General features: G+C 63.1%; 23 protein-coding genes and 1 pseudogene. 20 read left to right on the top strand and 4 right to left on the bottom strand.

The features are described 5' to 3' along the window. The first annotated feature begins 80 nt into the window (after nucleotides 1-80). The 18 genes from IPM84_05030 (at nucleotide 81) to IPM84_04945 (ending at nucleotide 16,935) form a co-directional block, all read left to right on the top strand. Nucleotides 81-1,295, top strand: coding sequence for a CofH family radical SAM protein (locus tag IPM84_05030; protein MBK9092133.1), 1,215 nt, complete (start codon nucleotides 81-83; stop codon nucleotides 1,293-1,295). 8 nt (nucleotides 1,296-1,303) lie between these two features. After that, the gene (locus tag IPM84_05025) at nucleotides 1,304-2,164 is read left to right on the top strand and encodes a UbiA family prenyltransferase (GenBank protein MBK9092132.1); all 861 of its coding nucleotides are present in this window, start codon (nucleotides 1,304-1,306) and stop codon (nucleotides 2,162-2,164) included. A 34-nt stretch (nucleotides 2,165-2,198) separates the two neighbouring features. Then, complete coding sequence (gene mqnE / locus IPM84_05020; protein ID MBK9092131.1) at nucleotides 2,199-3,404, top strand: aminofutalosine synthase MqnE; 1,206 nt, start codon at nucleotides 2,199-2,201, stop codon at nucleotides 3,402-3,404. A 20-nt stretch (nucleotides 3,405-3,424) separates the two neighbouring features. Then, nucleotides 3,425-3,685 carry a hypothetical protein gene (locus IPM84_05015; GenBank protein MBK9092130.1) on the top strand — a complete coding sequence of 87 codons (261 nt, stop codon included), beginning with the start codon at nucleotides 3,425-3,427 and terminating at the stop codon, nucleotides 3,683-3,685. Next, nucleotides 3,682-4,095 carry a type II toxin-antitoxin system VapC family toxin gene (locus tag IPM84_05010; GenBank protein ID MBK9092129.1) on the top strand — a complete coding sequence of 138 codons (414 nt, stop codon included), beginning with the start codon at nucleotides 3,682-3,684 and terminating at the stop codon, nucleotides 4,093-4,095. Before IPM84_05015 ends, IPM84_05010 begins: the two co-directional genes overlap by 4 nt. A gap of 32 nt (nucleotides 4,096-4,127) precedes the next feature. Beyond that, a complete protein-coding gene (locus IPM84_05005) occupies nucleotides 4,128-5,009 on the top strand; it encodes a menaquinone biosynthesis protein (GenBank protein MBK9092128.1) in 882 nt (293 codons plus the stop codon). Between the two features lie 4 nt (nucleotides 5,010-5,013). Continuing rightward, the gene (locus tag IPM84_05000; protein MBK9092127.1) at nucleotides 5,014-6,063 is read left to right on the top strand and encodes a s-methyl-5-thioribose-1-phosphate isomerase; all 1,050 of its coding nucleotides are present in this window, start codon (nucleotides 5,014-5,016) and stop codon (nucleotides 6,061-6,063) included. Nucleotides 6,064-6,191: 128 nt separating this feature from the next. Further along, nucleotides 6,192-6,605: a hypothetical protein gene (locus tag IPM84_04995; GenBank protein MBK9092126.1), complete on the top strand. Its 414-nt coding sequence runs from the start codon at nucleotides 6,192-6,194 to the stop codon at nucleotides 6,603-6,605. Next, entirely contained in the window at nucleotides 6,602-6,892 is a 291-nt protein-coding gene (locus IPM84_04990; GenBank protein ID MBK9092125.1) for a hypothetical protein, read from the top strand. Before IPM84_04995 ends, IPM84_04990 begins: the two co-directional genes overlap by 4 nt. Before the next feature lie 58 nt (nucleotides 6,893-6,950). After that, nucleotides 6,951-9,662, top strand: a complete 2,712-nt coding sequence (locus IPM84_04985) for a GAF domain-containing protein (protein MBK9092124.1) — start codon at nucleotides 6,951-6,953, stop codon at nucleotides 9,660-9,662. Next, nucleotides 9,659-10,345 (top strand): response regulator transcription factor, encoded by a 687-nt coding sequence (locus tag IPM84_04980; GenBank protein ID MBK9092123.1) that lies wholly within the window; start codon nucleotides 9,659-9,661, stop codon nucleotides 10,343-10,345. Before IPM84_04985 ends, IPM84_04980 begins: the two co-directional genes overlap by 4 nt. Nucleotides 10,346-10,479: 134 nt before the next feature. Then, nucleotides 10,480-11,802, top strand: a complete 1,323-nt coding sequence (locus tag IPM84_04975; protein ID MBK9092122.1) for an amino acid ABC transporter substrate-binding protein — start codon at nucleotides 10,480-10,482, stop codon at nucleotides 11,800-11,802. 71 nt (nucleotides 11,803-11,873) lie between these two features. After that, on the top strand, nucleotides 11,874-12,740 hold the full coding sequence (locus tag IPM84_04970; GenBank protein MBK9092121.1) for a branched-chain amino acid ABC transporter permease: 867 nt from the start codon (nucleotides 11,874-11,876) through the stop codon (nucleotides 12,738-12,740). After that, nucleotides 12,737-13,708, top strand: a complete 972-nt coding sequence (locus IPM84_04965) for a branched-chain amino acid ABC transporter permease (GenBank protein MBK9092120.1) — start codon at nucleotides 12,737-12,739, stop codon at nucleotides 13,706-13,708. Before IPM84_04970 ends, IPM84_04965 begins: the two co-directional genes overlap by 4 nt. Beyond that, entirely contained in the window at nucleotides 13,705-14,517 is an 813-nt protein-coding gene (locus IPM84_04960; GenBank protein MBK9092119.1) for an ABC transporter ATP-binding protein, read from the top strand. Before IPM84_04965 ends, IPM84_04960 begins: the two co-directional genes overlap by 4 nt. Nucleotide 14,518: 1 nt before the next feature. After that, complete coding sequence (locus IPM84_04955) at nucleotides 14,519-15,229, top strand: ABC transporter ATP-binding protein (protein MBK9092118.1); 711 nt, start codon at nucleotides 14,519-14,521, stop codon at nucleotides 15,227-15,229. 57 nt (nucleotides 15,230-15,286) lie between these two features. Next, nucleotides 15,287-15,925, top strand: coding sequence for a CBS domain-containing protein (locus IPM84_04950; GenBank protein ID MBK9092117.1), 639 nt, complete (start codon nucleotides 15,287-15,289; stop codon nucleotides 15,923-15,925). Between the two features lie 221 nt (nucleotides 15,926-16,146). Then, a complete protein-coding gene (locus IPM84_04945; protein ID MBK9092116.1) occupies nucleotides 16,147-16,935 on the top strand; it encodes a hypothetical protein in 789 nt (262 codons plus the stop codon). 150 nt (nucleotides 16,936-17,085) lie between these two features. Here the strand turns inward: IPM84_04945 and IPM84_04940 are convergent, their stop codons facing one another. Further along, nucleotides 17,086-17,271: a hypothetical protein gene (locus tag IPM84_04940; protein MBK9092115.1), complete on the bottom strand. Its 186-nt coding sequence runs from the start codon at nucleotides 17,269-17,271 to the stop codon at nucleotides 17,086-17,088. Between the two features lie 142 nt (nucleotides 17,272-17,413). On the opposite strand from IPM84_04940, the pseudogene IPM84_04935 reads away from it, so the two are divergent. Beyond that, nucleotides 17,414-17,731: pseudogene (locus IPM84_04935) on the top strand (DUF433 domain-containing protein). A 326-nt stretch (nucleotides 17,732-18,057) separates the two neighbouring features. After that, nucleotides 18,058-18,849, top strand: coding sequence for an MTAP family purine nucleoside phosphorylase (locus IPM84_04930; GenBank protein ID MBK9092114.1), 792 nt, complete (start codon nucleotides 18,058-18,060; stop codon nucleotides 18,847-18,849). Nucleotides 18,850-19,120: 271 nt separating this feature from the next. Here IPM84_04930 and IPM84_04925 read toward each other — a convergent pair whose 3' ends face one another. The 3 genes from IPM84_04925 to IPM84_04915 all read right to left on the bottom strand — a co-directional run bounded on the left by IPM84_04925 (nucleotide 19,121) and on the right by IPM84_04915 (nucleotide 23,203). Continuing rightward, nucleotides 19,121-20,173 carry an alpha/beta hydrolase gene (locus IPM84_04925; protein MBK9092113.1) on the bottom strand — a complete coding sequence of 351 codons (1,053 nt, stop codon included), beginning with the start codon at nucleotides 20,171-20,173 and terminating at the stop codon, nucleotides 19,121-19,123. Beyond that, nucleotides 20,170-21,396, bottom strand: coding sequence for an AI-2E family transporter (locus IPM84_04920; protein ID MBK9092112.1), 1,227 nt, complete (start codon nucleotides 21,394-21,396; stop codon nucleotides 20,170-20,172). Before IPM84_04920 ends, IPM84_04925 begins: the two co-directional genes overlap by 4 nt. Before the next feature lie 112 nt (nucleotides 21,397-21,508). Further along, the gene (locus tag IPM84_04915) at nucleotides 21,509-23,203 is read right to left on the bottom strand and encodes a hypothetical protein (GenBank protein MBK9092111.1); all 1,695 of its coding nucleotides are present in this window, start codon (nucleotides 23,201-23,203) and stop codon (nucleotides 21,509-21,511) included. Nucleotides 23,204-23,215 lie beyond the last annotated feature (12 nt).

Genomic DNA, 23,215 nt, shown 5'->3' with positions numbered 1-23,215 from the left:
ACTCCGCCACGAGCGAATTCCTGCCCCAATCAGGCTGAATTTCAATCTGAGCAGTGACGATCAAACAGTGAATTGATGTGATGAACATAAATGATATTTTGGCGAAGGCGGCGCAAGGCGAGCGCCTGACGCCCGCAGAAGGGTTGATCCTGTACCAGGACGGCGATCCGGAGGCGACGATGGCTGTGGCGCATCAACTGCGCCTGGCGCGCACCACGCCCGGTCAGGTGACCTACCTGGTGGATCGCAACATCAACTACACCAACGCGTGTACGACCGACTGCCAGTTCTGTTCGTTCTACCGCGTGCCGGGGCATCCCGAAGTCTACGTGCGCACGAAGGCCGAGATTGGCGAAAAGATCGAAGAACTGATCGCCTGGGGCGGCACGCGCATCCTGATGCAGGGCGGGCACAATCCCGACCTGCGCATCGAGTGGTACGAGGAGATGCTGCGCTGGTTGAAAACCACCTATCCCGAAATCGAGCTGGACTGCTTCAGTCCGTCGGAGATCGAGGCGATTGCCAAAATCGAAGGGATGACGATGGCGCAGGTGCTGCAACGCCTGCAGGCGGCCGGTCTCGATGGCCTGCCGGGCGGCGGCGGCGAAATCCTGGACGATGAGGTGCGCAAGCGCATCACCCCCAAGAAGACCCGGACGGCGGAGTGGCTGGAGGCCATGCGCATCGCGCAGCGCCTGGACATGACCACCTCGGCCACGATGGTCATCGGCTTTGGGGAGACGCTGCAAAACCGCATCAACTCGCTGACCAACCTGCGCAATCTGCAGGCGGAGAGCCTGGCGGCGCACGGGAATGGCTTCACCGCGTTCATCATGTGGACGGCGCAGCTCAGCACAACCAACAGCCTGGGCCGCAGCCGCCATCGGGCCAAATACGGTGCGAACTATGACGAATATCTGCACACCAACGCCGTGGCGCGCATCTACCTGGACAATTTCCAGAACTTCCAGGCCAGTTGGCCGACGCAAGGGCTGGAAACGGCGCGCCGCGCGCTCTACGCTGGCGCCAATGACTTTGGCAGCACCATGCTGGAAGAAAATGTGGTCAGCGCGGCCAACGCCTACACCGAAGAAAACCCGCGCATGACCATCTACGACCTGCATGCGCAGATTCGCCAGGCCGGCTTCACCCCCGCGCAGCGCGACAGCCGTTATCGCCTGGTGCGCACGTTCGATCGGGCCTACAGCGAGACCGAGCTGGCGCCCACACCGATTCCTTCCCGGCTTGGGGCGTTGACGCGGTCAGATTTCGTTCCAGTGGCCGTGCTGGCCTGAGGGATGTCATGAAGCAAGTGCGCACGTTTCTCGAAATGATTAAATTCGAGCACACCATCTTCGCCCTGCCCTTCGCCTATTTGGGCATGGTGTTGGCAGCCGGGGGCTGGCCGACATGGTGGCAGTTCATCTGGATCACGCTGGCCATGGCCTCCGCGCGCACGTTGGCCATGGCGGTCAATCGTGCGGTGGATGCGTCGCTCGACGCGGCCAATCCGCGCACGGCCAACCGCCCCATTCCACGCGGCGAATTCTCCTTGCAGCGGACCTGGCTCTTTGCCGCGCTCTCCCTGGCCATCCTGACCCTGGCCGCCTGGATGCTCAACGCGTTCGTGGTGCGTCTGCTCCCCTTCGCGGTCATCGCGCTGATCGGCTACAGCTACACCAAACGCTTCACCTGGCTGAGCCATTTCGTCCTGGGCATCACCGACGGCGCGGCCGCGGCCGGCGCGTGGGCCGCGGTGGCCGGCAATCTGTCCGGCCCACTGCCCTGGCTGCTCTGGTTTGCGGTCACGGTCTGGATCGCCGGCTTCGATCTGATCTACGCCTGCCAGGATGTGGAGTTCGACCGCCGCGAAGGGCTTTATTCCATTCCGGCGCGCTTTGGGGTGGCCGCGGCGCTGCGCCTGGCGCAACTGTGTCATCTGTTCACCGTGCTGACGCTGTTCCTTGTTGGCCTGCTGGCGCCGCTGGGCTGGCCCTTCTGGCTGGGACTGGCGCTGGTCTGCGTCCTGCTGGCCTATGAGCACAGCCTGGTCAGCCCGGACGACTTGAGCAAGGTCAACCTGGCCTTTTTCACCGTCAACGGCTACATCAGCGTGATCGCCTTCGTCGCGACGCTGGTCGCGCTGCTGGTGCGGTCATCCTGATTGGTGTTTTTCTTGAACGAACTGGAGTGAGATGATGATTGTTACTGAACGAACGACTGAGCTGGCAGACCTGGTCGTCAAGGTGCAGGCGGGCGAGCGCCTGGGCTTCGACGATGGGGTGCGCCTTTTCCAATCGCACGACCTGTTGACCATCGGTCAGATGGCTGACCTGGTCAATACGCGCCTGAATGGCGGGCGCTATGTCTTTTTCAACCAGAACCGCCACATCAACCCGACCAATGTGTGCGCGTTTCACTGCAATTTCTGCTCGTTCCGCCGTGATGAGGGCGAGGCGGGCGCGTACACCTGGCACGCGGACGAGATCGTGGAGCATGTGCGGCCGGACGCCCTGCCCAACGTGAGCGAATTCCACATCGTGGGTGGGCTGCACACCAGCGAGCCGTTCACCTACTATGAGGATTTCCTGGCCGCGCTCAAGAAGGCGTATCCCTGGATTCATCTCAAGGCTTTCACCGCGGTCGAGATTGACTTCTTCGCGCAGATGACCGGCATGAGCCATGAGCAGGTGCTGCGCCGGCTGATGGCCGCGGGGCTGGACTCGATGCCGGGCGGGGGCGCGGAGATCTTCCATCCGGACATCCGGCGCAAGATCTGCCCGGAAAAGGCGGACGGCGCCACCTGGTTGGCGATTCACCGCACCGCGCACCGCCTGGGGCTGCGCACCAATGCCACCATGCTCTACGGTCACATCGAAGGCCCGGAGCACCGGGTGGATCACCTCCTGCGCCTGCGTGATCTGCAGGACGAAACCGGCGGCTTCCAGACCTTCATCCCCCTGCGCTTCCATGCCGACAACAACGCGCTGGGTCAGCGCGCCAACTGGACCACCGCGCACGACACGCTCAAGACCCTGGCGGTCAGCCGCATCCTGCTGGACAATTTCTCGCACATCAAGGCTTATTGGATCATGCTGACGCCGCCGATTGCGCAGTTGGCGCTGCACTTTGGCGCAGATGACATAGACGGCACCGTGGTGGAGGAGAAGATCTACCACGATGCCGGGGCCACCACCGAGGAGCAGTTGGACAAGCTGGAACTGATGCGCCTGATCGTGGCGGCCGGCAAGCTACCCGCAGAACGCGATACGCTGTATAATATCGTCAAGGTGTACGATCAGCCTATCGAACAGCTCGAAGCCGAACTGGTGGCCCGGCGCAAACAGACCCGCCTGGCCGCCAAGCAGGCCCGGCGCGCGCAGCCGCAACCCGTTCCCAATTGAAATCGCAAAGGACGGTAAAGATGATAACACGTGAATTGCTCAAAGACGAGATCGAAAAAGTACGAGACGATTACCTGGACATGTTGTACCAGATCATCAGGGTCTTCGAATGGCCGGCTAGAACGATGATGCCGCCAGCGCCGCAGAACGCAGGTGTTCTCGTGCTAAGAGAACGATCCGAATGGTACAGTTTTGTTCAGCGGACCTATGGCGCATTTGCCGATGATGCTATTGAGCGTGGCAGTGAGGGACAACTCGAGATTCGCGAGGACATCGAATGATCTACCTACTCGATACAAACACATGCATTCAATACTTGAACGGGAGATCTCAAACTATCAAGCAACGGCTGCATGATACGCTTCCGTCCCAGATCAAGCTCTGTGCGGTCGTCAAAGCAGAATTATTCTACGGTGTCATGAAAAGTGCCAGAGTAGACAGGAATCTCGCGACACTACAAGAATTTGTCAACCGGTTTGAGTCGTTGCCCTTCGATGATTCAGCAGCCGAATCCTACGCACGCATCCGACTACACCTGGAAAGAGCCGGCACTCCCATCGGGCCAAATGACCTGTTGATTGCCTCCACAGCGGTAACGTACGGGACCGTTCTGGTCACACACAACACGCGTGAGTTCAGGCGGGTGCCGGACCTCAACTATGAGGACTGGGAAACTAGCGTTCCTGGATAGGGCCGTACAACGAGGTACGAAAAGAATTAACGATGACCTTAACCATTGGTGTCATTGATTACTTGAACGTGCAGCCGGTTTACTACCGCTTGCAGGAGCGCCTGGCCGGGCGCGATGTGCGCTTCGTCTACGGCGTGCCGACCACGCTCAACCGGATGCTGATTGACGGCGAGATTGACCTGGCGCCCATCTCGGCCATCGAAACCGCGCGCCATGCCGATCAGTTGGCCGTCATCCCCAACCTGGGCATTGCCACGCTCGGCGCGGTCAAAACCGTGCTCCTCTTCAGTTGGATGCCCGACCCGGCCGAGCTGGATGGCTGCACGGTCGCGCTGACCGATCACTCGGCCACCAGCGTGGAGCTGCTCAAGGCCCTGTGCCGGCAGCGCTACAGCATCGCCCCGCGCTGGCGGGTGACGCCACAGAACCTGGAGGAAATGCTCAGCCGCGCGTCCGGCGCGCTGCTCATCGGCGACGAAGCGTTGATCGAAGGCTCGCTGCACCGCAGCATTGCGCGGCGCGGGGTGCCGCACGTCTTCGACCTGGGCGACGAATGGCTGAAATGGACCGGCCTGCCGTTCGTCTTCGCCCTGTGGACCGTGCGCCGCGACCGGCTGCACGAGCTGGCTGCCAGCGGCATCGTTCCTGCGCTGCACGCGGCCAAGGCCGATGGCCTGGCGCACATCGAAGCGATTGCCCAGGGCTACGCGCCGCGGCTCAATCTGCCGCCCGGTCTGCTCACCAAGTACCTGCGCGACCTGCGCTACGACCTGACCGGCTGGGACCTGGCGGGCCTGGAGCGCTTCCTGGGCCTGGCGCTGCCGGACATGACGCCCGACGCGCTGCTCGCCTGGCAAGATGAGCCGCAAGCGCTGGCGCCCCTCTTCGCCGCCGCCCTGGCGCCGGCCGGGTAAGAGCATGGTCACACCGCCAACGCCAGCCATCCCCCCCTGCCCGGCCGTTCTGGCCGACCGCTTCAACACCCTGCGCTTCGACGAGGCCCAGCAGGCGGTCGTTCTGCTTGACCGCCGCGCCTATCCGTTCCGCACCGCGTATGTGGTCTGCCGCACGGTGGAAGAGACCGCGCAGGCCATCGAGCAGATGGTGGTGCAGGGCGGGCCGCCGCTGGCCTACGCGGCCGGCCTGGGCCTGGCGTTGGCCGGGCCTGACCTGGCCGATTTGCGCCGGGCCAGTCAGCGCCTGCTTGCCACCCGCCCAACGGCCGATGATCTGCACGCCATCGTGCCGCAGGCCCTGCAGCGGGCAGAAGCGGCGCTGGCCGCGGGCCAGGATGCGCAGGCGGCGATCCTGTCTTATGTCAATGGCGAGATCAGCCGCGGCAACCAGGTGAGTCAGGCTTGCGGCAGCCACGCGGCCAGCCTGCTGGCTGACGGCGACCGTGTCCTGACCCACTGCCTGGCCGGCGCCGCGCTCTGCTGGATGCTCTGGATCGCCAAACAGCAGGGCAAGCGGGTGACGCTGATCCCGACCGAGACGCGCCCCTATTTGCAGGGCGCGCGGCTGACCGCCCAGTGCGCGCTGGAGATGGGCATTCCAGTCCGGCTGATCACCGATGGCATGCCCGCACACCTGATGAGCCAGGGCATGATTGACAAGTTCATCTGCGCGGCCGACCGCATCACCCTGGATGGGCACATCACGAACAAGGTGGGCACGCTGCACAACGCCATTGCCGCGCATTATTATGGCATCCCCTTCTACGTCCTGGGCTACGATGGCCCGGACCCGCAGACGCCAACAGCCAGCGCCATCGAAATCGAGCAGCGCAACCCACAGGAGCTGTTCTACGCGCGGGGTCGTGAGGGCACGGTGCGCACGGCCGTAGAGGGCATCGAAGGCTATTATCCGGCCTTCGACATCACCCCGCCGCACCTGATCGCCGGCATCGTCACCGACCGCGGCATTTTCCCGCCGACATTGGTGGCGCGCTATTGGCAGACACCCTGACCGAGGAGGCATTTCCGCGTTTACGACTTAAGTCGTTACCTTGACGGAGAGAAGCGGCTATACTCAGCCCAGTCGTATGACTTCAATTGACTTCAATTGACTTCAAGCTCAAGCAAGGAGACGAACGCATGAACATCACGTTCAACAAAATCGCATCTGCCCTCGCCTTTCTCATCGGAGTCATGGCCATCTTCGCTGGCGGGCAAGTTCTGCTGGGTAAAGATCCTGGATACCATGTGATCAACTGGTTGGTGCTCTACAACTACACGATCGGCATCCTGACCGTCTTCACCACCGCGGTACTCATCTGGACGCAGCACAAGTATGCCCTACCCGCCGCCATCGGCACGCTTGGCGTCCACGCCCTGGTCATGCTCATCATCCAGACCGCCTACCGCGGCGTTGTCGCGTCAGATAGCCTGCGGGCCATGACGATACGGATCGTGGTTTGGCTCATCATCCTGACGCTGATGTTCGTGGGATCACGGCGTCAGCGACCGGCCCAGGCAACATTTCTGAGAAAGAGAGGAGTTCGACGATGACGAAGTTCTTGACCAAATGGTCGCGTAAATTTCACCGCTGGATCGCGGTGCCGACCGCGCTGCTCATCCCGGTAGCGGTGATCATCAAATTGATTGGCGACCCCCAGACCGTGGCAGCCTGGGAACAACTGGACAAAGTACCGTCCATTCTGATGCTGGTCATGGCGATCAGTGGGACTTATCTCTTCCTGCTCCCCTACATCGTCAAAGGACAGCGGAAGAAAAAGGTGGCGTCAGAGGCAGCCGAGACCAGTGCAGTCAGGCGTAAGTGGCCCGCTGGTTCGTAGTGGCGACTTCAGTCGCTCCGTGTTGTGGAGTCTCCCGAAGAGTCAGGCAAACAGGGGCATGGTTCGTTGGTTTCGTTTCCGCCGTGATCTGGGGCTGCAACTGCTGGCCCTGTACCTTCTGCTGATCATCCCGTTCCTGCTGACGCTGTGGATCTTTGACGGGCTGGTGGGGCAGCGTATCCGCGCGGACGTGCAGACCGGCGATCTGGCCCTGGCACAGGCGATTGCCCAGGGGACCGATCTCTCGCTCGGTAATGCCCTGGGTATCGTAGCAGGATTGACCCGCTATCCCGAGGTGATCGCCGCGGACAAGGCCGCGATGGCGCCGCTGTTCGAAGCCATTCTGAACACGCACCCCAACATCAACCTGGTCTACCGGCTCGATGCCAGCGGCGTCATGGTGTATCACAACCCGGAAAACCCCACTTCCACGGTCGGCACCGATTTCTCCTTCCGCGGCTATTTCCAGAGCGCGTTGGAAACCTGCGCGCCGCTGGTGTCGCAGGGGCGCATCTCACCCACCACCAACCAGGCGGTCGCGACCGCCGTGCAATCGCTCTGCTCGCCCGCTGGCGATTTTCTGGGACTCGTCGGCGCCAACATCCGCCTGGAAAGCCTGAGCCAAACGCTTTCGACCATCGCGTCCAAGCATCAGTCAGAGACAGGGTTCCAGGTGGTGATCCTCGACTCGGCCGGACAGATCATCGCCTTCCCCGATCCTGCCCTGCTGCTCCACCCCGCCGCAGACCTGCTGCCGCGAGACTACCTGGACAGCTTCACCGGCGAGACCCATTCGCAAATTCTGCGCTCGCCGGACGGAGAGGAGCGCCTCTACACCCACACCCACATCGAAACCATCGGTTGGGAGGTCGTGGTCAGCCGGCCCACGGCTGAGGCCTTTGCCACCCAAATCGTCCTGCAGCAGATCGCGCTGGTGGCCGCGGTCACGTTTCTGCTCATCGGGCTTTTCTTCTGGGTGGCGCTTGCCAACCGCGTCATCCGGCCCATCGAACTGCTGGCGCCGGTCAGCGAAGCGATCGGGCTGAATCAGCCCATTCAGTCGAAAGAACGTGCGCGTCTGCTCAGGCTGGCTGAGCGCAGCGACCAGATCGGGCATTTGATCCGCAGCGTCATGAAGATGGAAGATTCGATCAAGGCGCGCATGAAAGAACAAGCCACCCTGCTCGACACCAGCGCCGCGGTCATCTCCACGCTCGATGTCGAAACCGTGCTCGATCGCATCCTGGAGCAGATGGGCCGCCTGCTGGCGGTGCAGATGTACGCCATCATGCAGTTGAACGAAAAGGAGGGTTCGTTCCGCATTCGCGCCGGCCGCGGCCTGTCGCGGCATTTCACCGAGCAATTAGCCATCCAGCCCAGCGAGCCGGATTCTGTCACCATGCGCGCCCTGCACAGCGGCGAACCGATTCAGGTGAGCGACACCGAGGACGATCCTTCCTACACCATCCGCCGGGCGCGCGCCCGCGCGGAAGGCTACCGCGCGCTCCTGGCCGTGCCGCTCAAAACCAAGCACGCGCCGCCCACCGCCCTGCTGGTCTTTCACCCCACCCCGCACATCTTCACCAGGAATGAAATTCAACTGCTGGCAAACTTTGCCAACCACGCCACCATGGCGATCGAGAACGCCATCCTGTACGAGCGCAGCGACATGCAGTTGGAGGAGCAAACGCGGCGCCTGGAAGCGCTCGTGCAGTCGCTGCATGACGGCCTGATCCTGAGCAACCTGACCGGTCAGGCCATCTACGCCAACCGCCGCGTGGGCGCGCTGGCAAACCTGCGGCCGCACGAGCTGGCGCGCATGCAGGTTGGGCAAATCCTGGCGCGCATTCTCTCCCGCTCCAACGAAAGCGAAAGCGGACGCCAGGCCGTGCAGGAAATTTACGAGCCGGGCGGCGAACGCAATGCGGAAATTTCGCTGCCGGGCGACGGCCGCACCATCTACCTGCGCCTCGAGGCGTTCGACGTGTCCGATTCGCGCGGCGACCTGATCGGCCGCGGCCTGCTCCTGCACGACATCACGGCCGATCGCGAGTTGGATCGGATGCGCGCCAGCCTGATCTCCACCGTGTCCCATGAACTGCGGACGCCCCTGGCCGCGATCAAAGGCTACGCCACCACCCTGCTGGCCGACGACGTGCAGTGGGACCGTGAATCGCAGAACGAATTCCTCAAGATCATCTCCGATGAGGCGGATCGGCTGCGCGACCTGGTCAACAACATCCTCGATCTGTCACGGCTCGACGCTGGGGTGATCAAGCTGGAGCGGATCGAATGTGACATCAAGGAGACGATTCACCGGGCGGCGCGGCGCGTGCGGGCGGGCGAGGCCGGCTTCCAGGTGCAGGTGGCGCCGGGCCTGCCGGCCCTGTACGCGGACCCGTTGCGGCTGGAGACCATCCTGCGCAATCTGTTCGAAAACTCGCTCAAGTACGGCGGCGAGGATGTGGCAATTCGCGTGGAGGTTGGGGAGCAGGATGCGAGATGCCTGTTCCGCGTGTGCGACGACGGGCCGGGCATTCCGGCCGCAGAGGGCAAGCGCATCTTCGAGATGTTCTATCGTGTGGATGACCGGCTGTCGCGCGTGGTCGGCGGCGCGGGCCTGGGACTGGCGATTTGCCAGGGCCTGGTTCATGCGCATGGCGGCCGCATCTGGGTGGAAACGCGGGAAAAGGGCGCCTGTCTGGCCTTCTCGATTCCATTCTCCGCGGCCGCGCCAGGGGCAGCGCAAGCGAAAGGAGATTCTGGATGAGCATCACCGTGTTGGTCGTTGACGACGAAAAGTCCCTGCGCGACTTCGTGCGCCGCAACCTCGAAGCACGCGGCTATAAGGCCATTTGCGCGGCCAACGGCCTGGAGGCGCTGGCGATTTTCGAACATGAACACATTGACCTCGCCATTCTGGACATCATGATGCCGCACATGGACGGCCTGGAGGCCACGCGACGGATGCGCGAAAGTTCCACTGTGCCTATCATCATTCTGACCGCCATGGGCGAAGAGACCGACAAGGTGCGCGCCTTCGACCTGGGCGCGGACGATTACCTGACCAAACCCTTCGGCGTCGGTGAACTGATGGGCCGCATCAAGGCGGTCATGCGCCGCGCCCAATGGGCCGAACCCTCACCAAATCGGGAACGCATCAGCCGCGGGGAGATCAACGTGGACCTGGCGCGACACGAGGTCTCTGTGCGCGGCCGGTCGGTAGGCCTGACGCCCATCGAGTTCGATCTGCTGGTCCACCTGATGCGACATGCAGGCAAAGTGTTGTCGCATCACGACATCCTGCGCAGCGTCTGGGGGCCTGAGTACGGCAACGAGGTCGAATACCTGCGGGTGTACATGGGCCGCCTGCGCCAGCGCATCGAACCCGATCCGCTCAAGCCGTGCTACATCCTGACCGAACGCGGGGTCGGCTATCGGTTCGGCGAGTGAGTTTTTACGTATTTTTTATCTTACCGCCTCTTTCTTTACCCTATTTTTGTGCTCGCCTTGTAGAATAGAACGTAACAGCAGTGTTTTTGCAACCTGCTCTCACGATTTCAGTTCTTTGCAAGGAGGAGCAACCAATGAAGCGTAAACTGTTCGTTCTACTGACCGTGCTGGCGATTGTCAGCATCGCGCTGGCGGCCTGTGGGTCCGCCGCGACCCCTCAAACGGCCCCAACCGCTGCGCCGCAGGCAACCGAGGCCCCCCCCAAGCCGGCTGCCGCCGAGAAGACGGTGACCATCGGCTTTACGTCATCGCTGACCGGCTCGCAGGAAGTGTCATCCAAGCGACAGGTGGCTGGCTTCAACCTGTGGATGAAGCAGGTGAACGACGCCGGCGGCCTCAAGCTGAGCGATGGTACGGTGGTCAAATTCGCCGCCAAGACCTACGACGACGAATCGAACAAGGAACGTGTCCAGGAACTTTACACCCGCCTGGCGACCGAAGACAACGCCGATTTCCTCATTAGTCCCTACTCGTCCGGCCTGACGGCCGCCGCATCCATCGTGGCCGAGCAGAACGGCAAGATCATGATTACCGCCGGCGCGGCCGAGGATGACGCCTACAAGACCGGCAACACCAGCCTCTATCAACTCTACACGCCCGGCAGCCAGTACCTCCTCAGCACCGTGGACATGCTCAAGGGTCTGGCGGCGGGCGCCAAAGTGGCCGTTGTGCATGAAAATGACAAGTTCTCCACCGCCGTGGTGAACGGCCTCAAGCCGTACCTGACCGCGCAGGGCTTCGAGATCGTCCTGGAAGAGGGCTACGCGTCCGACACCACCGACTTCGGCCCGGTCATCAACAAGGTCGTCCAATCCGGAGCCACCATTCTGCTGGGCGGCGGCCATTATCCTGATGGCAGCACCTTCGCCCGCCAGCTCTACGAGCGCAAAGCGGGCCTGAAGTTCACTTCCCTGCTGGTGGCCCCGGCCGACTCCAAGTTCCCTGAGCTGGGCGACGCCGCGCTGGGCGTCTCCACCTCCAGCCAGTGGGAGATGAGCGCCACCCACACGAAAGAAGAAGCCGCGGCGATGGGCAAGGCCTGGTTCGGGCCGAGCGGCAAGGAATTCGCCGACGCTTACCAGGCCGCCACAGGCGAAAAACCGACCTATCACGTGGCCGGCGGCTATGCGGCGGGCCTTGTCCTGCAGAGCGCCATCGAAACCGCCGGCTCGACCGATGCGGGCAAGGTGAAAGCGGTCCTGGAAGCGATGGACATCTTCACCTTCTGGGGCGGCGTCAAGTTCGACACCTCGCCCAACGCGCATGGATTGCAGACCGGCCACACGATGGTGGTTGCCCAGTGGCAGAAGAACGCCGAGGGCAAGCTGGCTCGCATGGTGATCTGGCCGGCCGACGTGGCCGTTGCCAAACCCCTCTACCCGATTCCCGCCCCTTGATCTGAGTCTCGACCATTGATCCGCATGGGCAGGCAACCCCTGCCCATGCTCTGCACCGACCGGGAGCTCAGATGGACCAAATCAACCTGTTATTGTCTTCCCTCCCAGACGGAATCTTGTTGGGATTTGTCTATGGGTTGGCGGCCATGGGCCTGACTTTGATCTGGGGGGTCATGAATGTCATCAACCTGGCGCACGGACCGATCATCGCCCTGGGCATGTTCGGCACCTTCTTCCTCTATTCACGGCTCGGGATCAATCCATACGTGGGCCTGGTCCCGGTCGCCATCGTGGGATTGCTTCTCGGCGTCCTGATCTACGCCGTGGCCGTGCATCGTGTGATCAACGCGCCCCACCTGTCGTCGCTGCTGGCGACTTTTTCTGTCAACATGATCATCATTGGCCTGGGTACGGCAGCCCTAACCACCTCCCCCTACAACGTGGACTTCACCGCCGGCAGCATCAGCATCGGCTCCACCACCCTGCTGGGCACCCGCCTGATCGCGGCGCTGATCACATTGATCTTCACCGGCGGCTTGTATCTGTTCCTGTACCGCACGCGGCCCGGCAAGTTCATCCGCGCCGTCGCCAATAACCGCGCCGCGGCCGAACTCATGGGCATCCCCTCCACGCGCATCCTGGCCCTCAGCTTCGGCCTGGGCACCATGCTGGCAGCCGTCTCCGGCGCGCTCATCGCCACCTTCTTCCCCTTCAGCATCCTGGCCGGCAGCGGCTACGAACTCAAGAGCTTCGTCATCGGCGTGATGGGCGGCCTGGGCAACCCCATCGGCGCATTATTGGGTGGCCTGATCCTCGGCGTTCTGGAGGGCGTCATTCCGGCCTTCCTCGAAACGTCCTGGGTGCCGGTGATCGAATTCGGGCTGTTCATCGTCATCCTCCTGGTACGGCCCGGCGGCCTGATCGGAGCGAAAAAATGAAACTCTGGCCTAGATACCGTGGCTTGGTCGTACCGGTGCTCGTGGTGGTCGCATTGACACTCTGGCCGATCATCTCAGGCAGGCCCGCCAATCGCGAGACCGCCTTCACCATCTTGAAGGCCATTGCGCTGGCATCCAGCCTGAACATCCTGCTCGGCTACACGGGCTACGTCAGCTTCGGGCACATCGTCTTTTACGGATTTGGCGGTTACGTAGGCATCTTCCTCCTGACCGCCATGGGCTGGTCGCTGTACACCGCGATCGTGGCCGGTGGAATCGCCGCGGGCGTGCTGGCCTTTCTACTCGGCTCCGCCATTCTGCGCCTGCGCGGCGCGTACTTCGCCCTGGCCACCATCGGCATCAACGAGGCCATGAAGGCTTTCATCAGCAACTTTCCCCTGTTCGGCGGCCCCACAGGCATCACCCTGAACTTCAGCGTCTACAGGACCTACGGCGGCGCGGCGCAGGCGCTGCAGACCTCGTTCTTCATCGGCGTCGTCCTGGCCCTGTTAGCCATCATCGTGAGCTACGCGGTGCGCACATCCAAATTTGGTCTTGGGCTGCTCGCCATTCGCGAGAACGAAGACGCCGCGGAGGTGATGGGCATCGTCACGCCTCGCGCCAAGACCTGGGCCTATGTCCTGTCGGCCATCGTGCCCGGCATGATCGGCGTGCTGTTCTTCTTCAAGAACGGCAACGTGGAGCCGCACGACGCCTTCCCCCTGCATGCTTCCATCGAGCTGCTGGTCATGGTGATGCTCGGCGGCCAGGGCACGGTGTTCGGGCCGCTGCTGGGCGCGTTCGCCTACCAGGGCATGCGCGGCTTCCTCGTCACCAGCCCCATCTTCAAGGACATTCAGTTGTCGGTCTCCGGCGTGCTGCTGCTGATGATCGTGCTCTTCATCCCATCCGGCGCAGTGGGCTGGCTCATCCAACGCATTCCGCCCCTGAGGAGGGTACTCGCATGACCATCCTGCTTTCTCTACAGGGCGTGTCCAAACGGTTCGGCGGCTTGCAGGCCCTGACCAAAGTAACCTTCGACGTGCCGGAAGGCCAGATCATGGGGCTGCTCGGCCCCAACGGCGCAGGCAAAACCACCCTCTTCAACGCCATCAACGGCGTGTTTCCGCCCGAGGAGGGGCGCATCGTCTTTCGCGACCGGGATGTGACGCGCATGAAGCCCTACGACCACGCGCGCATGGGCATGGCCCGCACGCACCAGATCGTGCGGCCCTTGAACGAGCTGACGGTGCGCGAAAACGTCATGGCCGGCGCCTGCTTCGGGCACGAAAACCATACACTCGCTCGCGCCGGCGAGATTGCGGACGAAGTGCTGGAATTTGTCGGCCTGGCGTCGCGGACCGATCAACTGGCCGGCAGCCTCAATGTGGCGCAGAAAAAACGCCTTGAAATGGCAAGGGCGCTGGCCGCACGACCGTATCTGCTCCTGCTCGACGAGGTGCTGGCCGGCCTCAACTCCACCGAAATTGATGGCATGATCCAGACGGTGCTGAAGATTCGTGAACGAGGCGTGACGATCCTCATGATCGAGCACGTGATGAAGGCGGTCATGAACGTTTCCGACCGGATCATCGTGCTGGATTACGGCACGCAGATTGCGGAAGGAACGCCGCACGAGGTGGCCAACAACCCGCGTGTGATCGAAGCCTACCTGGGCGATCCACGACTGGCTGAGACTTTGATGGCTGACAGTTCGCTGGCTGACAGTTCGATGGCTAAAAGTTCGATGGCTAAAAGTTCGATGGAGGAGGCGTAACATGGCTCTGCTTGAAATCCGCGATCTTGTTTCGGGGTATGGCCAGGTGCAAATCCTGTGGGGCGCCAACCTCTCGTTGCAGGAGAAGAAGCTGACCTGCCTGGTGGGCGGCAACGGCGTCGGCAAGACGAGCATGCTGCGCACGGTCATGGGACTGCTGCCTCCGTGGAGCGGATCGGTCTGGTTCGAGGGCAAGGATGTCAGCCGTCTGCCCGCGTATGTCAAAGCCGAGATGGGGCTGACCCTGGTGCCGGAGGGGCGCCAGTTGTTCACCGACATGACCGTGGAAGAAAACCTGGAAATGGGCGCGACCAACCGCCGCGCGCGCCCCAAGATGAAGCAGAACCTGGAAAAGGTCTACACTATGTTTCCCCGGCTGCAGGAGCGCCGCGCCCAGAAGTCGGGCACGATGAGCGGCGGCGAGCAGCAGATGCTGGCCGTGGGCCGCGGCATCATGGCCGACCCGGTCGTGTTGATGGTGGACGAGCTTTCTCTCGGCCTGGCGCCGGTGCTGACCCTGAACCTGTTCCAGAGCATGCGCCAACTGCGCGACGCCGGCATCACCGTCCTGCTGGTCGAACAGAACGTGCAGATGGCCCTGGCGATCAGCGATTACGGCTACGTGCTGGCCGAGGGCAAGGTCGAGATGGAAGGCCCGGCCCGACAGTTAGCCAGGAACGAACACATCCGCGCTACCTATTTGGGGCTGTAAACCCAACAATCGAACGCAACCCGGCGCCTTTTTCTTGATGACGCCCAGGAGGCACTCATGCTGGTTGGTGAACGCATGTCGCACCCCCCCATCACAATTCCGCCCGAAATGAGCATCCACGATGCGCTTGCTCTACTCAAGAAGGAACGCATCCGCCGCGCCCCGGTGACCAGGGGCGACAAGATGGTCGGAATTATTTCGGACAAAGACCTGTTGAACGCCTCACCCTCGCCCGCCACATCCCTGAGCGTTTGGGAATTGAACTACCTGCTCAGCAAACTGACCGTGGGCGAGGTGATGACCCGGCAAGTCATCACGGTGGCAGAAGACACGCCGATCGAAGAAGCGGCGCGCATCATGGCCGACAACAAAATCGGCGGCCTGCCCGTCATGAAGGGTGAACGGATCGTCGGCATCATCACCGAAACCGATCTGTTCAAGATTCTCCTCGAACTGATGGGCGCGCGCGAGCGCGGCGTGCGCGTCACCGCGCTGATCGAAGATCAACCCGGCGCGCTCGCCCGCATCACCCGGGCCATCGCCGAAGCGGGCGGCGATTTCGTCGCCTTCGGCCAATTCACCGGCAACGCCAGCGGCACCAAGCTGCTCACTTTCAAGGTGACCGGGCTGAAAAGGGACGCAGTCGCCCACGTCACAGCCGGGATTGTCAAGGAAGTGTGGGACATTCGCGAATAACTCGATCGAACCATCGCTTCAAGCAGGACTCTTTCATCTTCGGCGGCATGTAGACCCCCGCATTCGATAGCCGCTCGACGCACCGGCCAGGGTTTGCCCCCTGACGCGTCGAGCGGTTATTCGTGTTGTTCACCCAAAGCGACGTTTGACAAGGCGTGATTTCGGGGTTAGACTCCTGGCCGTTACCGCGCAGGGCAAGACGAGCAAGGAGATGGACAACGATGAGCAGCAGACAGCGACCCTGGACAATCATCACTTCGATACTGATTGGTCTCTTGCTGGCCGGGTGTGCAAGCCAGGCCACGCCGCCAACCGACGGAGGACACACAGGCGTCACACCCAAACCCCCCGGCGTCATTAGTACAATGCCCGCGCAGTCAACGCCCACGCCTGTCGCAATCCAGCCCGCCACGCCCCAACCGCCGCAGGACCCGGCGGCCATGGTGCAGGCCGAATTCTCGCGTCTGGCCGCGGGCCGCATCCTGTACAACCCACCCGAAGAAATGACCGAAGGGGAACGGGAGCGGGTGGAGGTGCGCATCACCCAGAACATGACCGCGTCCCTGACCGAGGGATTGAAGGGCAGCGGCGCGCCGAGAATCGAGCAGATACCGGTTGCCAGCTTCATGAAGGTGCGCCTGACCAGCGACAGTTTTGACATTACCCCAGTAAGTTCCGAAGAGCAGATCGTGGCGGGGGACACCTACACCCAATGGGCGTGGGATGTCGTCCCTCAACGGTCGGGCACCCACGCGCTGATCCTGGTCGTCACCGCGCGCGTCAAACTGGCCGGCTTTTCGGACGAACAGCGAGACCTGGACATCATCGAGCGCACGATCAATGTACGCGTCAACCCGGTCTATTCCGTGCAGTCGTTCATCAGCAACAACCGGGATTGGCTCTTTCCCACGGTGCTCGTCCCACTCATTATAGCCCTGGGAGGCTGGGTTTGGAAAAATTACTCGAAGCGCAAGAATTCAGGTTCGGAGACAAACAATCCGCCTCAATAGAAAGGGAGGATACTATTCAACGCAAGGACGCCAGGGCGCGAGGACGCAAAGGGTTTTCAAGGTGACGCTTGCGTCTCTTGCGCCTATGGCGTTCAGCGAGATTCCTCTCAACGCAAGGGGCGCAAGGGGCGCAAACGACGCAAACGGCCTTCATGAATGATCTCCCTCGGCCACCGCAATCTCTGCGTCGGTCAAGCCGCACAGTTCGTATACAAGCGCATCAATCTGGCGGTCCGTGGACGCGATCTGGCGCTGCACGACGGTCTTCGCATGGGGGATCTGCTCCGCAGCCAACTGCTTGTGCAGGTCCAACATGCGCGTCACCAGGGCCACCACCTGGTCGTGGCGAGCCACGTCGGCCGGCATTGCGTCCACGCGGATGGACGCCCGGCCGCCACGCCCATCAACGCGTGACTTTGATTCGTAAACGTAGTATAATCAACTCAACCGAAGTTCAATGCCGTTGTTGGAGGCCAGAATGACAATTCAGGAATTGGAAGTCCAGATCAAACATCTCGATGCCCTGGAAAAAACGCGCCTGTACTACCGCCTGATTTTCGATCTGAGCCAAACATGGCCTGGCATCGAGAAGTCGCCCGGCATCTGCGGCGGAGATGCACGCATTGTCCGTACCCGCATACCGGTATGGGCATTGGAGAATTTCCGGCGCCTGGGATCCACTGACGCCGAACTGCTGGAAAACTACCCTACCCTGGTGCCAACCGATCTCATCAATGCCTGGGCGTATGTGGCGACTCACCGCGATGAAGTCGAAAGTGCCATCCAAGAGAATGAATTGCCGTCTATATGGCCTCTCCCGCCTTGTTTTTCTGCCCCGCCCCCCGCTCGCGGTCCCGCGCCGGGCGGGCCGGCTCGGGTTCCTTTCCCCCCCCCCTTTTCCCCTCGCCCCGGGGGGAGGGGGCGGCCGCCCCCCCCCCCTCTCCTCGTTTTTTTCCCCGCCCGCGCGGCCCGACCCCGCCCCCCCCCGGCCCTTCCGTTTGCCCCGGGGCCGGGACACCAGGTGGCGCCCGAATCCACCAGGCGATTGTTGACAACGAACCGCTGGCCGGAAAGTTGGTTCGCGTGATTCGACCTCAAGTTTGATATTTTGGCGGCACGCGCGTGACTTCTGATTCACCCTCACGCCCCACAACCCTCATTTACGGCGGCACGGCGGCCTACTGGCTCGACCTGACGGAGTTTGGCGCGGTTGGCGATAGCCTCACCCCGGAAACTCCCTTCGGCCCGGCCGCGCCCATTACCTGGCTGAGCGGTCGCGATGGCATGACCGTCGGCTTCAGCTCGCGGCACGGCGTCGGCGAGTTGCAGCGTTCGGCCGGCTTTGTCAATCACCGCGCCAACCTGTGGGCCGCCCAGCAGCTCGGCTTCCGCGCCATCCTCAGTTGGAACGGCGTCGGCGCCATCAACCCGGCGCTGGCCGTGGGCGACCTGGTTGTGCCCGCGGACCTGCTCGATTGGACGAGCAGCCGCCGCGCTCACAGCTTCGACCGCTGGCATCAGCCGACCGCCGGCCCGCCGTTCGACCCCGGCCTGCGCGAAACCATCCTCCACGCGCTGACCGTTGCGCGGCCCGCCGAAGCCGGCGCTGACCTGACGCACCACGCCGCGCCCGTCACCTACGTCTGCACCGAAGGCCCGCGGCTGGAGACGCAGGCCGAAATTGCCCTCTTCGCCCGCGCCGGCGCCGATGTGGTGGGCATGACCCTGGCGCCCGAAGTCTGGCTGGCGCGCGAACTGGGCCTGCGCTACGCCTCGCTCTGTTTTGTCACCAACTACGCCACCGGCATGGCCCGCGGCCGCGAGCCAACGCGCGAGTTTGGCCCTCGCGTCGCCCGCACCTGTTTACCCATCCTGCTGGCCGCGGCCGGCCGCCTAGCGCGGGCATCCCGGTAATTCCAAGCGTAATTGCATTTCTTTCAGGACGATTCTTCTCAACGCAAGGACGCCAGAGCGCAAGGGCGCAGAGGATTCTTGGGATAGCGCTGGCGGGGCTTGCCAAAGGCCCGAAACTGGTAACTGCTCACCCTGCAGGCCGATTTGGACAGGATGAACAGGATGTACAGGATTCTTGCTCTGTGGTGTGCAAAACTACCGCCACGAGAGTTCGAATATCCTGTCAATCCTGTGAATCCTGTCTGAATTCCAGGCAGACCCAGCAGTTACCTCAAGGGACAGAAACTGAAGGCTGGATTTCGCTGATACGCTCCGCAAAGAGTTTGATCCGCTCCCAGGCTTCGATGCTCTCTGGCAAGAGATCGCCGAACGCCTGGAAATCGTGATTCATGGACTCCCAACAATCGAATGTGATGTCTGCGCCCTGCGCCTGCGCCCGCTCGACGAAGCGGATGATCTGATCGGCCAGGATTTCCAGCTTGCCCGCCTGCACGTACACCGGCGGCAGGCCGCGCCAGTCCGCGTAGATCGGCGACACCAGCGGATCGCGCACATCGGCCTCGCGGCACAGCCAGCCGGCCCAGCGCAGCACCATGCGGCTCTGCGGAAAGTCGAAGGGGTCGTTCTGCGCCATCGCAGAAACCGGCGAAACCGTGTTGCCCACATCGGTCCAGGGGCACAGCGCCACCGCGCCCGCCGGCAAGGGCCATCCCAGGTCGCGCAGTTTCAGGAGCAGCGCCAGCGTCAGGTTGGCGCCGGCCGAATCACCCATGAGGATGAGCTGGCGCGGCGCGACGCCGGCGTCCAGCAGCCAGCGGTAGGCCGCCACCGCATCCTCCAACTGGGCCGGGAAGGGATGTTCAGGAATCAAGCGGTAGTCCAGGGCAAAGGTGCGGGCCGGCAGCGACAGCGCGGCCAGCGCGATCAGGTTCGCATGGCTCTTGCTGTAATAGGCGTAGCCGCCGCCGTGCAGGTAGAGCAGGGTCGCGGCGCGCGCCCCGGCTTTGGGTGTGAACCAATGCCCCTTGACCGGCGCCGTGACCGGCTCGATCGTCACCTGCGACAGCACGGCCGACGGGAACAGCACCGCATCCTCATAGGCGCGGCCTTCGGCCATCGAAGGACAATCGAAGGCGATTTCGGTTTGCCGGCGCACGAACGCCGTGATCACTTCGAATATCGCTGTCCAGCCCGGCGCCCGCGGCCCATTGATCGCGCGGCGGGCCGACACCGCCAGCAAAGCCGCTATCAGATTCCAAAGCCCGCGGCCGCGGTGCGACCAGCGGCCGGCCAGGATCAACCCTGGCGGCGAGGACTGACTCATTCCTCTTCCTCCAGATCTTGTTGAACAGACGGCCGCGCTCCCGCTTCATCCAGCACATCCTGACGCCGTTTCGCTTGCTCCAGCAGGACCAGGGTGATCGAATAGGCGGCCGCGGCCAACGGGACGCCGAAGACGAAGCCCCAGAAGCCCATCAACTGCGAGCCGACCATCAGCGAAATGACGATCAAGAGCGAGGGCATGCGCAGCGACCCGCTGAAGATGGACGGCATGACCACATTGAACAGGATGACCTGGAAAACGAGCAGCGCCAGCAGGAGCCAGAGCGTGTTGGGCGAGCCTTGCAGGGCCGCGACCAGTACCGGCACGATCGTGGCGACAATGCCGCCGACGATGGGCACCAGTACGACCAGGCCTGTGGCTACACCAACGACCAGGGCCGAGTCAATGCGCAGGAGGAACATCAGCAGGGAGACAGCGATGCCAAAAATCAGCCCCTGCAGAACGGTACCGCGCAGGAAGCCGCCAAACGTGCGGTCAATCGTCTCGGCGGCCATCTGGTACTCGTCTTCATAGCGCTTGGGCAGCACGCTCAAGATGGCGCGCGCAATGGCGCCGCCATCCAGGGTGACAAACAGACTCAGGAAGATGATGATCAGGAATTGGCTGAACGCGGTGGCAATACCGCCGGCCAACCCCAACCCAAATTGCAGGAGGTTAGCGCCCACGAGGGGTACCTGGTTCAGCAGGTCGGCCGGCTGCGGCAAGACGATCAGGTTGGGGTCAAGGTCCAGGCGGGTGATCAGCAGCGTGCGCACCTCATCGAGCCAGTCCGTGGCCTGCTGCAGCCACTGCGGCAGATTGCCGGCCTGGGTCTGCATCGAACGCGCCAATTGGTCGAGCTGATGAACCAGCACCGGCGCCAGGGCCAGCAGCGCCAGGCCCAGGCCGGCCACCAACACTCCATAGACGATGGCCACCGCCAGGGCAAACGGGAGTTGAGAAGTTTCTGGCAAGCGTGCAGCAAGTTGCCGCGGCAACAGGCGCCGGACGCGGCGCAGGCTGAGCTTCCTGCGCTGCAGCCAGGTCACCAGCGGTTGCAGGGCGAAGGAGAGGAGCCAGGCCAGCGCCACCATCAGGATCAGGCCGCTGAACGAGCTCACGAACGTGGTCAGTTTCTCGATCAGGTAGATCGAAACCGCCAGGGTCAGCACGATAATGAGCGAACGGGGTAGCAATTCGGTTGGACGATGATGATCTGGCATGAACAATCCTCCTGATGCGGGGATATTTTAACGCGAAGACGCCAAGATGCAAAGGCGCCCGGCTAAAGCCTCCATTCCAGATGTCTTCAGCAACCACATTTGGAATTCCTGCTCAACCCGGGCTGACCTGGTAGACGCGAAACCACTGATTGCGATAAACAACCGGGAAGGGCAACTCCCGCTCGATGAAAAAAACGATGAAATCGGCCTGATATTTCTGTGCGATCGCGGTCACCTCTGCGGCGCTGAGGTCGTTGTAACGGATGTCGCTGGCGCCGGCCGCGTGCAGGTCCTGCATGCGCTGCCACCACACGGCGGTGAACGGCACGCTGAAGTACTGCTGCGTGCCGTCCTTCCATTCACCCACCACAGGCCGTTGGCTCTCCACGCGGAAGCCGTAGTAGTAGGGCGGCGTGATGAACGCGGCATCCACCGGCGTATTCTCACGCGCCCAAATCTGCACATCACGCCAGGCGGCCAGCAGATCGGCCGGAACGCGGGGCTGGGTCAGGGCGGCCGCGCCGGAGACGAGCAGCGCCAGGAGCAGCGCGGCGGTTGTCCAGCGCACCGCGGCCGGCCAGGCCAGGAAGCGGCCCAGGCGCAGGCGCCTTGTCCGCACGATCTGCGCGGCGATCGCCCGCGCCAGACCATCCAGCGGCGCCCAGGAGGCGAGAGCGGTCAGCAGTCCCCCTGCCAGCACGCCTACGATCCACACGATGGGCCACGGCGCGAACAGCGCCAGCAGCGTCACCAGGCTACCGGCGCGCGCCAATCCCCCGCGGTCCCAGGTTGTCAGGAACCAGCGCACCACCAGCGGCAGGGCCAGCACGGTCAGGAGCCGTGTGCTGCGGAAGAGCTGCCAGCGCAGGATCGGCCCCAGCGGCCAAACCTCCGCGCCCATGAAGCCGATTGCGGCCAGCAGGGCCACTGCCAGGGCCGCGCCGGCCAGCCAGCGCCCCTGCTCGTTGCGCCGCAAGGGCCACCACGCCAGCCCGGCCAGCCAAATCCACAAGCCAAAGGCGACAAAATCGGTCAGCGGCCAGGTCAGCGGGAAGCTGTGCTGGGATGAGCGCAGGCGCAGGAGATCAATCCAGGCGGGCGTGAGCGGTTCGGCCGCCTGCCATGACCAGATGAGCGTGGGCAGCGCCAGGAGCAGACCGAGCGCGGCAGCCAGCAGGGGCGCGGCCCAGCGGCGCCAGGGCAGGCGCAGCAGGTCGCCGGCCAGGAGGAGGGCCAGGGCAAAGCCGCCGCTGAGCGCATGCAGGTTGATGCTGAGGCCGGCCAGGGCAAAGGCCAGCAGGCGCCGCTCCAACAGCCCAGCCAGCAAAGCCCACAGCGCCAGCGCCAGGCCCACATGGCGCGGCAGCGCGGAGCGCAGGACGAGATCATCCCCGCCGAGCACCGGCAGCGTGGAAAGCGTGAGCAGCAGGCCGATCAACAGGGGCCGCAGGGGCAGGCGGTCCGGCGCCAGGCGCAGGCTCAATCCCGCGACCGCGGCCAGGTAGGCCAGCAAGGTGAGCAGGTGGACAATCAAAAAGAGGGTGGGAATGGGCGCCAGGCGCGTGGCGAGGGCCAGGAGCAGGAAGTAGAAGGAAGGGTAGCCGCTGCGCGTGGCGAGCATGGGATCGCCGGGGAAGAGGGCTGGGTCGAGCGTCTGTTCGAGGAACGGCAGGTGAACGGCGTGCGCATCCTCGGTGAGGCCAAAGTGGTAGCCGTGCGCCAGGAGATGCAAGCCGGCAAAGAGGCCGATCAGGAGCAAGCCTCCTGCGATGGGCAGCCAGCGGCGGCGGATCATGGTCAGGAACATGCAGCACCCCCC

This window comes from Candidatus Amarolinea dominans, assembly GCA_016719785.1.
In the GTDB taxonomy this organism is placed as follows: Bacteria; Chloroflexota; Anaerolineae; order SSC4; family Amarolineaceae; genus Amarolinea; species Amarolinea dominans.
Note: the sequence above shows the minus strand (reverse complement) of the source record. Positions and strands in the feature narration are given on the sequence as shown.